This window comes from Streptococcus oralis subsp. tigurinus (assembly GCF_002356415.1).
Lineage (GTDB): Bacteria > Bacillota > Bacilli > Lactobacillales > Streptococcaceae > Streptococcus > Streptococcus oralis_F.
In genome coordinates, this window is sequence record NZ_AP018338.1 from 671589 (window position 1) to 684298 (window position 12710).

The window sequence follows — 12710 nt, forward strand, 5'->3', positions numbered from 1 at the left end:
AGACCCACCTATGAAAATCAGAATCGATATTCCGCATCATCCTTATGATATTCAGATTGAAAAAGGTTGTCTATCGCAAGCAGGTCAATGGTTGCGAGAACTCTGGCAACCACAAAAGGTAGTCATTGTGACAGATAACCATGTAGCTTCTCTCTATGCAGAGAAGGTTAAACTCAGCCTAGAAGATGCTGGTTTTCAGGTAGCTGTTTTTGACTTTTTAGAAGGCGAAGAACGAAAAAATTTAACCACTGTTCAGAAAGTTTATGAATTTCTAGTCAAGCAAGGTCTGACTCGTAGCGATGGGATCGTGGCTCTTGGCGGTGGTGTTGTTGGGGATCTGGCTGGTTTTGTAGCCTCTACCTATATGCGGGGCATTCACTTTGTTCAGATTCCGACTAGTTTGACTGCCCAGGTTGATTCTTCTATCGGTGGAAAGACGGGTGTCAATACTCCATTTGCTAAAAATATGGTGGGAACTTTTGCCCAACCAGATGGGGTTCTGATTGATCCACTTGTCCTTGAAACTCTTGGGAAAAGAGAGCTGATTGAAGGGATGGGTGAGGTTATCAAGTATGGTTTGATTGAGGATGTGGAACTGTGGGCTCTCTTGACGGAACTGGATGGCTCTATTGAGAGCATATTAGAATATGCAGAGACTTTGATTGAACATTCTTGTCAGGTTAAGCGGAAGATGGTGGTTGAAGATGAGTTGGATAACGGTGTTCGTCTTTACCTCAATTTTGGGCACACTATTGGTCATGCTATTGAAGCGACTACCGGTTATGGCAAAGTCATGCATGGTGAGGCCGTGGCCATGGGGATGGTGCAGATTTCTAAGGTTGCTGAGGAGAAAGACCTTATGCCAGAAGGAATAACCCAGTCCATCACAGCTATGTGTCAGAAATTTGGCTTGCCAGTTGATTATGAAAACTGGGATGTTGAAAAGCTTTATCAGGCTTTGACTCATGACAAGAAAGCGCGTGGGAACACCTTGAAATTGGTCTTGGTGCCAGAGCTTGGTTCGGCGACCATTCATCCAGTTTCTCTGGAAGAGATGAAAGACTACTTGGTAAAATAAGGAGAGCCTATGAGATATTTAACTGCGGGAGAATCACATGGACCCCGTCTGACAGCTATCATTGAAGGAATTCCTGCTGGACTTCCTCTGACAGCAGAGGACATCAATGAGGATCTGAAACGTCGTCAGGGTGGATACGGACGTGGTGGTCGTATGAAGATTGAGAGTGACCAGGTTGTCTTTACCTCGGGTGTTCGCCATGGGAAGACGACTGGGGCTCCCATTACCATGGATGTCGTCAATAAAGACCACCAAAAATGGCTGGATATCATGTCTGCAGAGGACATTGAAGACCGCCTCAAAAGCAAACGGAAAATCACTCATCCTCGTCCAGGTCATGCCGACTTGGTAGGTGGCATTAAGTACCGTTTTGATGATTTGCGTAATTCTTTAGAGCGTTCATCTGCCCGTGAAACCACCATGCGAGTGGCAGTTGGGGTGGTAGCCAAACGTCTCTTAGCTGAACTGGATATAGAAATCGCCAACCATGTTGTTGTCTTTGGTGGCAAGGAAATCGATGTTCCAGAAAACTTAACAGTCGCAGAGATTAAGAAACTGGCAGCCCAGTCAGAAGTTTCTATTGTTAACCAAGAACGGGAACAGGAAATCAAGGATTATATTGACCAAATCAAGCGTGACGGTGATACCATCGGTGGAGTTGTGGAGACAGTTGTTGGAGGGGTTCCAGTCGGTCTTGGTTCCTATGTTCAATGGGACCGAAAATTGGATGCCAGACTGGCCCAAGCTGTTGTCTCTATCAATGCCTTTAAAGGGGTGGAATTTGGTCTTGGTTTTGAGGCGGGTTACCGTAAAGGCAGCCAAGTCATGGACGAAATTCTCTGGTCTAAAGAAGACGGCTATACTCGTCGCACCAATAATCTGGGTGGTTTTGAAGGTGGCATGACCAATGGGCAACCCATCGTTGTTCGAGGTGTCATGAAACCCATTCCCACTCTCTATAAACCATTGATGAGTGTGGATATCGAGACTCACGAACCTTACAAGGCAACCGTGGAGAGAAGCGATCCAACCGCTCTTCCAGCAGCAGGTGTTGTCATGGAGGCTGTTGTGGCAACAGTTCTAGCGCAAGAAATTCTTGAAAAATTCTCATCGGATAACTTAGAGGAATTAAAAGAAGCGGTAGCCAAACACCGTGAGTATACAAAGAACTATTGAGGAGTCTCTATGGCAAAAACCATCTATATCGCTGGTCTCGGTTTGATTGGTGCCTCGATGGCGCTTGGTATCAAGCGCGATCATCCCGATTATGAAATTCTAGGTTACAATCGTAGTCAGGCTTCGAGAGACATTGCCTTGGAGCGGGGAATGATTGACCGTGCAACGGATGATTTTGCCAGTTTTGCTCCTCTGGCTGATGTCATCATTCTGACCTTGCCAATCAAGCAGACCATTGCATTTATCCAGGAGTTGGCAACTATAGACTTGAAAGAAGGCGTCATTATCTCAGATGCTGGTTCGACCAAGTCAGCAATTGTAGATGCAGCAGAGCAGTATTTGGCTGGTAAGCCTGTTCGTTTTGTCGGGGCCCATCCCATGGCTGGTAGCCACAAGACAGGGGCTGCCTCTGCGGATGTTAATCTCTTTGAAAATGCCTACTATATCTTTACTCCATCGAGTTTGACCACCCCAGAAACTCTTTCAGAAATGAAGGACCTACTTTCTGGTCTCCATGCTCGTTTCATTGAAATTGATGCCAAGGAGCACGATAGAGTGACTTCTCAGATTAGCCATTTTCCCCATATCTTGGCATCAGGTCTCATGGAGCAGACAGCAGTCTATGCTCGAGAACATGAGATGACAAGGCGCTTTGCGGCGGGTGGTTTTCGAGATATGACCCGGATTGCAGAGAGTGAACCAGGTATGTGGACCTCTATTCTCTTGTCCAATCGCGAGACCATCCTAGAGCGGATTGAGGACTTCAAGGAACGCTTAGATGAGATTGGTCAGGCTATTGACAAGGGGGAAGAAGAGCAGATTTGGAATTTTTTCAACCAAGCGCGTGAGCAACGTCAGGCTATGGAAATTCATAAACGTGGAGGCGTGGACAGTTCTTATGACCTCTATGTTGACGTTCCCGACGAGGAAGACGTTATCTTGCGAATCTTGGAATTGCTACGTGGTACTTCCCTAGTCAATATCCACATCAATGAGGAAAACCGAGAAGATGTTCACGGGATTCTCCAAATTTCCTTTAAAAATGCTCAGGATCTGGAACGAGCTGAGCACTTAATTTCAGAAAATACGGACTACACAGTCGTCATTAAATAAGGAGAAGATCATGTCAAATATTTACGATAGTGCAAATGAACTCAGTCGCGGCTTACGCGAATTACCAGAATACAAGGCTGTCAAGGCGGCAAAAGAGGCCATTCAAGCAGATGAACAAGCCAGCAAGATTTTTGCAGATTACCTTGCCTTTCAGCAAGAAATCCAAGTCATGGCACAAACTGGACAAATGCCAGATGCTTCTTTCCAAGAAAAGATGCAGTCCTTCAGTAAGCAAATCCAAGAGAACGCTTTTTTGTCAGATTTCTTTGCTAAACAGCAACAATTGTCTATTTACCTTTCAGACATTGAAAAAATTGTCTTTGAACCTGTTTCAGAATTATTGAAATAGTATTTTATCTGTATAAAAGCCAGAAATTTCAGGAATTTCTGGCTTTTTTGTGATAAAATAAGAAATAGTATTGCAAGTATGAGGTCCGCTATGAAACTAAAAACAAACATTCGCCACTTGCATGGCAGTATCCGAGTTCCAGGTGATAAGTCCATCAGCCATCGTTCGATTATCTTTGGAAGTTTGGCTGAAGGTGAGACCAAGGTTTATGATATTTTGCGTGGCGAGGACGTGCTCTCGACTATGCAGGTTTTTCGTGACCTTGGTGTTGAGATAGAAGATAAAGACGGTGTGATTACGATTCAAGGTGTAGGCATGGATGGCTTAAAAGCGCCACAAAATGCCTTGGATATGGGAAACTCTGGCACCTCGATTCGCCTGATTTCAGGTGTTCTTGCTGGTGCAGACTTCGAAGTAGAGATGTTTGGAGATGATAGCCTTTCTAAACGTCCTATGGATCGTGTGACGATTCCATTAAAAAAAATGGGCGTTAGTATTTCAGGGCAAACTGAGCGAGACCTGCCCCCTCTTCACTTAAAAGGGACGAAAAACCTTACACCTATCCATTATGAGTTGCCAATCGCTTCTGCTCAAGTCAAGTCAGCCTTGATGTTTGCAGCCTTGCAGGCTCAGGGGGAGTCCGTTATTATCGAGAAAGAATGTACTCGCAACCACACCGAAGATATGCTACAGCAATTTGGTGGTCATTTAAGTGTAGATGGCAAAAAAATCACAGTTCAAGGACCACAAAAACTGATCGGACAAAAGGTAGTTGTTCCAGGAGATATCTCCAGTGCAGCATTTTGGCTAGTAGCAGGTTTAATTGTTCCAGATTCTCGTGTGGAACTTAAGAACGTTGGTATCAATGAAACACGCACAGGGATTCTTGATGTCATTCGCGCCATGGGTGGAAAACTAGAAATAACTGAAATCAATCCGGTCGCTAAATCAGCAACCTTAACTGTCGAGTCTTCTGACTTAAAAGGAACAGAGATTGGTGGATCCTTGATTCCCCGTTTGATTGATGAATTGCCCATTATTGCCCTTTTAGCGACACAAGCACAAGGTGTAACGGTCATTAAGGATGCTGAGGAACTCAAGGTAAAGGAAACAGACCGCATTCAAGTGGTGGCAGATGCCTTAAATAGCATGGGGGCGGATATCACTCCTACAGCAGACGGGATGATTATTAAAGGAAAATCAAGACTTCATGGCGCTAGAGTCAATACGTTTGGTGACCACCGAATTGGAATGATGACAGCCATCGTAGCCCTCTTGGTTGCGGATGGAGAAGTGGAACTTGACCGTGCTGAAGCCATCAATACCAGCTATCCTAGTTTCTTTGATGATTTGGAGAGCTTGATTCATGGCTAAGGTATTACTCGGATTTATGGGGGCAGGCAAGTCGATAATCGCTAGAGGATTGGACTCAGACTACATCGATATGGATACCTTAATCGAGGAACGTTTGGGCATGTCCATTGCGGATTTCTTTGCTGAAAAAGGAGAAGTGGCCTTTCGTCAAGTAGAGTCAGAAGTCCTAGCTGACTTACTAAAAACGGACCGAGTTGTGTCAACTGGCGGAGGAGTTATCATTTCTCAGAGAAATCGTGACTTGCTCAAAACCAATCCTGATAACATCTACCTAAAAGCAGATTTTGAAACCCTCTACCAACGTATCGCAGCTGATAAGGACAATCAGCGCCCGCTTTTTCTTAACAAAAGCAAGGAAGAACTGGCAGTTATTTTCCAAGAAAGACAAGCTTGGTATGAGGAAATAGCCAGTCAAGTTCTGGATGTGACCAAGCTAAGCCCAGAGGAAATTATAGAGGAACTGAGATGAAAATTGCCTATCTAGGTCCCAAGGGATCTTTTTCGCATCATGTTGTGCAGACAGCCTTTCCCAAAGAGGAATTGCAGGCTTTTGCCAATATCACAGATGTTATCAAGGCCTATGAACAGGGCTTGGTGGACTATTCTGTAGTGCCAGTTGAAAATTCTATTGAGGGTAGTGTCCATGAAAGTTTGGACTATCTTTTTCATCAGGCTCGCATCCAAGCAGTTGCAGAAATTGTTCAACCCATTCACCAGCAGTTGATGGTGGTTCCAGGTCAGTCAAAAATTGAGAAAATCTTTTCCCATCCTCAGGCTCTGGCTCAAGGAAAGAAATTCATCGATGTGCACTATCCAGAGGCCAAAATTGAGGTAACAGCCAGTACCGCCTATGCAGCTCGCTTTATTTCAGAGCATCCAGACCAGCCATACGCAGCCATTGCTCCTAGAAGTTCAGCTGAAGAATATGGCTTGGAATTGATTGCAGAGGATATTCAGGAAATGGAAGCCAATTTCACACGTTTTTGGGTGTTAGGGGTAGAGATACCGAAGATTCCTTTGAACTCACAAGCTGAAAAAATGAGTTTGGCCTTGACCTTACCGGACAACCTTCCCGGTGCTCTTTACAAGGCACTTTCGACCTTTGCTTGGAGAGGGATTGACTTAACAAAGATTGAAAGTCGTCCCCTTAAAACAGCCTTGGGAGAATACTTTTTCATTATCGATGTAGACTATAGTGATAAAGAACTGGTTCATTTTGCCAGACAAGAACTAGAGGCCATTGGGATCCAGCACAAGATACTGGGAACCTACCCGATTTTTACCATAACTGATATAGAAAAGGAGAGTCAATGAGCAAAGAAAATCCTTTAAGTCATCACGAGCAGTTACGTTATGACTATCTCTTCAAAAATATTCATTACCTCAACGACCGTGAACGGAGGGAGTTTGACTATCTCCAGCAAAAAATGACAGGTCCCAAATCTGAAGTTCACCATTTCTACCAAGAAGAAAAAGAAGAAACTTGGGGTAGAGATATTGATCTTCCGACTTATGGCAGTAGAAGCCGATCTAAGAGACGTGAAAAGGTAGCTCCTCTGCCTAAAGTCAAAAAGAAAAAAAGAAGAATTCGCTTCAAACGAATACTGACTTGGTTCTTGCTATTGATAACTTGCCTTGCTGCAGGGATGATTTTCATGTTTCTTCGAGGTTTTCATTCGGCAGCCAATCCAAGCAATAAACCAGCTGATGCCAAGGCAGCCCAAGTAGAAGTCTTTAACGGTCAGGATACCAAAGATGGCGTGAATATCCTAATCATGGGGACAGATGGCCGAATTGGTCAAAATAGTGCGGAGACCCGTACAGACACAATCATGGTTCTCAATGTCAGTGGTTCGGATAAGAAGATTAAGCTAGTCAGCTTTATGCGTGATAACTTAGTTTATATCGATGGGTATAGTAAGATTGTAAATGGCCAGAAACAGACGGATAACAAACTAAATGTTGCCTATGAACTTGGGGAACAAGAAGGTCAAAAAGGGGCAGAAATGGTCCGCAAGGTTCTAAAAGACAACTTTGATTTGGACATCAAGTACTATGCCCTAGTTGACTTCCAGGCCTTTGCAACAGCTATTGACACTCTTTTCCCTGATGGAGTAACAATTGATGCTCAATTTTCAACATTGAATGGTCAACCTCTGACAGAAGCTACAGTCGGAGACGACCTTCATGCAACAGAGACAGAGTCACCAACCCAAACCATTAAAGTTGGAAAACAGCAGATGAATGGATCCACCTTGCTGAACTACGCTCGCTTCCGTGATGATGATGAAGGGGACTATGGTCGTACCAAGAGACAACAACAAGTCATGTCAGCCGTTCTTGAGCAGATCAAAGATCCAACCAAGCTCTTTACAGGATCAGAGGCACTTGGAAAAGTCTTTGGAATGACTTCAACCAATCTACCGTATAGCTTTTTGTTGACCAATGGATTATCTGTCCTAGAAGGTGCTCAAAATGGAATTGAAAGACTCACAGTACCAGAACTTGGTGACTGGGTAGATGCTTATGATGTTTATGGAGGGCAAGGACTTCTTGTCGATCAAAATAAATACCAAACCAAACTCGCTCAAATGGGAATGAGATAAAAGGCGATAAATGAAAATCAAAGTTTGATTCACTAGTGAAATGGTGGTCTGAGCTTTGGTTTTTCTTACTATCTGATAGATTTTTAAGACTTTTTTATGGTATAATAAAATGATATAACTCGTTATTGGATAGAAGAGGAGAGATATGAGTGATTTGAAAGCGATTCAGGCTCGTAGTCTGGAAATGGCTGAATACTTCGTCGCATTTTGTAAAGAACATGATTTGTTATGCTATCTCTGTGGTGGAGGAGCCATTGGCGCCCTTCGTCATAAGGGCTTCATTCCTTGGGATGATGACTTAGATTTTTTCATGCCCCGCAAGGACTATGAAAAATTGGCAGAACTGTGGCCCCGTTATGCAGATGAGCGCTATTTCTTGTCAAAGAGCAAGAAGGATTTTGTAGACCGTAACCTTTTTATCACCATTCGTGACAAGGAAACCACTTGTATCAAGCCTTATCAGAAGGATTTGGATTTGCCACACGGTTTGGCTTTGGATGTTTTACCTTTGGATTATTATCCTAAAAATTCGGCTGAGCGTAAGAAACAGGTTCGTTGGGCTTTGATTTATTCACTCTTTTGCGCCCAAACTATCCCAGAAAAGCATGGTGCTATCATGAAATGGGGAAGTCGCATCTTACTCGGCCTAACTCCAAAATCTCTACGTTATCGCATTTGGAAAAAAGCTGAAAAAGAAATGACCAAGTATGGTCTGGCTGAGAGCGATGGAATCACGGAATTATGCTCAGGTCCCGGCTACATGAGAAACAAATACCCGATCGCATCTTTTGAAGATAATCTTTTCTTGCCATTTGAAGGAACAGAGATGCCCATTCCAGTCGGTTATGATGCCTATCTCAGAACTGCTTTTGGGGACTATATGACACCACCACCAGCGGACAAGCAAGTACCGCATCATGATGCTGTCATAGCTGATATGGATAAGCCTTATACAGAATACAAGGGAGAATATGGAGCATGATGGGAGAAAAAATAAGCGTTATCGTTCCGGTCTACAATGTAGAAGCCTATCTGGAGCGATGTGTGGAGTCGATTCTTCAACAGACTTATGCCCATTTTGAGTTAATCTTAATCAACGATGGTTCTACTGATTCCAGTGGACAGATCTGTGATCGCTTAGCATCTCAGTATGAGAATATCAAGGTTTATCATATCGAAAATGCTGGTGTTTCAAATGCTAGAAATATGGGAATTCAGCTAGCGACGGGTTCTTGGGTTACCTTTATTGATAGCGATGATTTCGTTACCCAGGATTACCTAGCTACTTTAGCAAGTGCAGTTGAAGGGTTGAATGTAGGCTTTGTAATTGCTCCTCTGCACCATATCAAAAACGGCATTGTAACTGATATACCTCCACATTCTGGAAAAACAGAACTCTGGTCAACAGAAGAAACCATGAAGGAACTATTGATGACTACCAGAACGTCATTTTTTCCAGTCGCAAAACTGTTTAAGAGAAACCTGCTTGCGGATGAAAAGTTTAATACAAATTATCATCTAGCTGAAGATGCCCTATTTTTAACTGAATTGCTACTAAAGACAAGATGCAGTAGCGTATTTATTGACAAACCTGTTTATTATTATGATCATCGTGAGGGAAGTGCAACAACATCTGTTAATCAGCATGTGTTTGATACGATAGAAGTTTATCAGCAAATAATCGCTCAAGTTTCGCAAGCCTTTCCTAATTTAAAATACGAATTAATAAACAGAGAATGTTGGTCGTACATCACAGTTTACGATAAAATTATCTTTACTTCACGTGAAGAGTATCAAAAGGAGAAAGCCGAGCTGAGGACTTGGATTGTTCAGCATCGACGCGAAATATGGAAGGATGCTTATTTCACTACTTTTCGCAAGGTAGCGATCCTTTCACTTGTCATTTCTCCATGGCTATATAAGAAAATTGTTGGATTAAAAAACTAATATCATGAGAAGGAGTTGAAAATGAATTTTTCAAAAATGGATGAATACTTTGAAAAATCAAAACTATGGATTGCGTATCTATTTGTTTTCATTTCGATTTTAAGTATGAGTTCACTGGTTTATAAGATAGCAAATCCCCTCTATAAGGGATTGTCAGCGATTGTAGTGCTTTATATTTGCTATACTTTATTGTTTAAGTGGAAAGAAATCACAGTAGATCGTAAATTTCTATCCTTATTTGGACTATTAGCTGGAAGCCATCTGCTATCTGCTATTTTCAATCGCTCGGGACATTTGATTGGAAATGTGATTGAAATTCTCTTCATGGTAACCTATGTTTTACTATTTACCATGTTGCAATCAGGGCAACTTAAAAAATTATTTGACTGGATTGCCTATACGGTTCAAATTGTATCTTTTTCTTCAGCAATTTTTGCGTTTGGTTTATTGGTAAGTAGAGTTCTTATCCTATTTAAGATTGGCGAACAATCTTATTACTATGGTGTCATGAATGGACGTCTGTGGGGAATTGTTAATCCTAATGCTAGTGCGATATTTTCATACATTAGCATTATTTTGGCTATGTATTTGATCCATAAAGGAAGTAAGTATTCTGTTTATCTTAAACTGAACAATGTGATTCAATTAGTTTACTTCGCTACGATGCAAAGTCGAGGAGCCTTACTTTCTTTACTTCTCATGATTGGACTCTATAGTTTCTTTGCTACTAGAGGAAGTATCGTTAAACGATTCCTCACTTTTATAGTTGTTGGTTTGCTGATTACTGCAACTAATATTGGATTAAGCTATGTAACTTCAATCTATATTTCATCTGAAACTACGACTGTCTTAGATTTAAACAAAGGACAATCCTATGCTGAAACAGATTCGTCTGTCGCTAAGAAGAATGGTGAGCTCCATCTGATTGAAACAACACCAAGTGGTAGAACCTATATCTGGAAAAATGCCATCAAGATGGGAAGTACGAAACCAATTTTTGGTTATGGTGTACGAAATGTTCCAGATTACTATACAGAATATTTCAGTAAATTTGAGATTCAAAACTCCCTTATCGGTGGGAATTTCCATAACATTTTTGTGACCATATTTGTCAGTTCGGGAGTTCTAGGCTTAGCATTCTTCTTTCTTATATTGGGATATGTAATCAAGCGCTTTTTAACTTATTTGATTGTTTCCAAGAAAAATACTGATAAATTGATCATGATCCTTTTCTTCGGTATCTTGCTTGGTCAATTATTTGAAAGTCAGATTATGTATTCAACCAACTTTATTAATATCATCTTCTGGCTAGCGATTGGCTATGGACTTGTAGTCTGCAAACAGGATGAAGGAATTCGGTATCAAGAAGTAACAGATGTCAGTGAAATTCAACAGATGGAACTTGGAATCATGGAGTATATTCATGAAGTTTGTCAGAAAATTGGGGTTAAGTATTTCTTAACATATGGAAGTCTAATTGGTGCTGTTCGCCATCAAGGATTTATCCCTTGGGATGATGACATGGATATCTGCATGTTACGAGAAGATTATGAAAAGTTACAAGACTACCTTATCGCTAACCCTGATGAACGTTACGAGGTCATGTCTTATAAAAATAATCTCAACTATGTCTATCCCTTCATGAAAGTGCAGGATAACCATACCTACTTGTTGGAAGAAGATGTTCGCATCGATTCAAATATGGGGATATATGTAGATATTTTCCCTGTAGATGGCTACGAGGATGACGTAGAATTTAAAAACAAGATGACGAAACTGATAAAGAAACGTCAATTGAGTTGCTACACCTTTAAAGGCATTACTAATACGAAAAGTGTACTGAATTCACTGCTACGCTATGTGTCAGTTATTATTTTCTATTTCACCAATACGAACAAATACGTTGCCCAGATTGAAGAGCTTGCAAAATCCCGTAAAGTCTCAGATTATGAGCAAGTGGATTATCTTATCTACAAAGATATGAACAAACCAGTGTGGAGACGTGAATGGCTGGAACAAGCTACTACTGGAACATTTGAAGGTAAGGAATTTACCATTCCGAAAAATTATCATGAAATTTTGACCTCAGACTACGGAGACTATATGCAATTGCCACCGGTTGAACAAAGAGTATCTCATCATGATTTTAAATTGTGGAAGATTATTAAAAGGTCTAAATGACGAGATTGAAATTAAGAAACGTTTAAAAATATAGTCAAATTTAGGAGAATAAAACCTATGTCTGAAAGAACTTTAACTCTTGAAGAAATCAAACAAGTAGAATTGGATATTTTAAAGTATCTACATGAGCTTTGTGAACAACATCAAATCAAATACTTTATTGATTTTGGAACCTTACTAGGAGCTGTACGCCATAAAGGATTCATCCCTTGGGATGATGATACAGATATTTCCTTAGCGCGTGATGAATTTGAAAAACTGTATAAGGTTTTACAAAATGAAAATCATCCCTACTATAAATTGATTTCATTCAGAGAAACAAAGGGATATCCATACAGTTATATGAGAGTCTATGATGTAAGGACACGTCGAGATGCTAACCTCGTAGACCCAACGGTCGTATTGGGAACTTGCGTTGACATTTTTCCATATGATGGTGTCGTAACACAGGAAAGTGACCGTAAGAAAATGAAACTCTACAAATATTTCGTTCGCCTTTCTTCTTTGAATTTTAAAGGGATCAAGTCTGAGAATGGTGGACTTAAAAACCTCCCTCGTTATATGGGATCAGCTATTTTCCGCTTAACTTCTCCACAGCTATGGAATCAAAAATTAGAGAGTCTTGCTTTGAAGTATAGTGTAGATCAAGCAACAGATCTTACTTGTACTATCTATGACCCTTATTATCCAAATGGTATAAAAAAAGAATGGCTCTATGATTTGATTGATATGCCTTATGAAAACATTGTGGTCAAGGTTCCTAAAAAATACCATGAAATACTTGTCTACGAATTTGGAGAAAACTATATGACTCCACCCCCTATTGAGCAGCAAGTCCCAGGAGGGGATAAAAACTACTGGATTGATTAGATTAGTAAAAGTTGCT

Annotated in this window: 12 protein-coding genes; all 12 read left to right on the forward strand. The window is 41.2% G+C overall.

Features of this window, described 5'->3' with window-relative positions; genetic code table 11:
• Window positions 1-10: 10 nt before the first annotated feature.
• A complete protein-coding gene (gene aroB / locus STO1_RS03400; RefSeq protein ID WP_084918173.1) occupies window positions 11-1078 on the forward strand; it encodes a 3-dehydroquinate synthase in 1068 nt (355 codons plus the stop codon).
• Between the two features lie 9 nt (window positions 1079-1087).
• Complete coding sequence (gene aroC / locus STO1_RS03405; RefSeq protein ID WP_096421969.1) at window positions 1088-2254, forward strand: chorismate synthase; 1167 nt, start codon at window positions 1088-1090, stop codon at window positions 2252-2254.
• Window positions 2255-2263: 9 nt separating this feature from the next.
• Window positions 2264-3367: a prephenate dehydrogenase gene (locus STO1_RS03410; RefSeq protein WP_096421971.1), complete on the forward strand. Its 1104-nt coding sequence runs from the start codon at window positions 2264-2266 to the stop codon at window positions 3365-3367.
• Window positions 3368-3377: 10 nt separating this feature from the next.
• On the forward strand, window positions 3378-3716 hold the full coding sequence (locus STO1_RS03415; RefSeq protein ID WP_096421973.1) for a YlbF/YmcA family competence regulator: 339 nt from the start codon (window positions 3378-3380) through the stop codon (window positions 3714-3716).
• A gap of 90 nt (window positions 3717-3806) precedes the next feature.
• Window positions 3807-5090: a 3-phosphoshikimate 1-carboxyvinyltransferase gene (gene aroA / locus STO1_RS03420; RefSeq protein WP_096421975.1), complete on the forward strand. Its 1284-nt coding sequence runs from the start codon at window positions 3807-3809 to the stop codon at window positions 5088-5090.
• Entirely contained in the window at window positions 5083-5559 is a 477-nt protein-coding gene (locus STO1_RS03425; RefSeq protein WP_096421977.1) for a shikimate kinase, read from the forward strand. The genes aroA and STO1_RS03425 overlap by 8 nt, the downstream gene beginning before the upstream one ends.
• The gene (gene pheA, locus STO1_RS03430) at window positions 5556-6404 is read left to right on the forward strand and encodes a prephenate dehydratase (protein ID WP_061588277.1); all 849 of its coding nucleotides are present in this window, start codon (window positions 5556-5558) and stop codon (window positions 6402-6404) included. The genes STO1_RS03425 and pheA overlap by 4 nt, the downstream gene beginning before the upstream one ends.
• Complete coding sequence (locus STO1_RS03435; RefSeq protein ID WP_045617372.1) at window positions 6401-7696, forward strand: LCP family protein; 1296 nt, start codon at window positions 6401-6403, stop codon at window positions 7694-7696. The genes pheA and STO1_RS03435 overlap by 4 nt, the downstream gene beginning before the upstream one ends.
• Before the next feature lie 145 nt (window positions 7697-7841).
• A complete protein-coding gene (locus tag STO1_RS03440; RefSeq protein ID WP_007520258.1) occupies window positions 7842-8678 on the forward strand; it encodes a LicD family protein in 837 nt (278 codons plus the stop codon).
• Window positions 8675-9643: a glycosyltransferase family 2 protein gene (locus tag STO1_RS03445; protein ID WP_096421979.1), complete on the forward strand. Its 969-nt coding sequence runs from the start codon at window positions 8675-8677 to the stop codon at window positions 9641-9643. Before STO1_RS03440 ends, STO1_RS03445 begins: the two co-directional genes overlap by 4 nt.
• A gap of 21 nt (window positions 9644-9664) precedes the next feature.
• Complete coding sequence (locus tag STO1_RS03450; RefSeq protein WP_096421981.1) at window positions 9665-11824, forward strand: O-antigen ligase family protein; 2160 nt, start codon at window positions 9665-9667, stop codon at window positions 11822-11824.
• A gap of 57 nt (window positions 11825-11881) precedes the next feature.
• Window positions 11882-12694, forward strand: a complete 813-nt coding sequence (locus tag STO1_RS03455) for a LicD family protein (RefSeq protein WP_084920604.1) — start codon at window positions 11882-11884, stop codon at window positions 12692-12694.
• The last annotated feature ends 16 nt before the right edge of the window (window positions 12695-12710 follow it).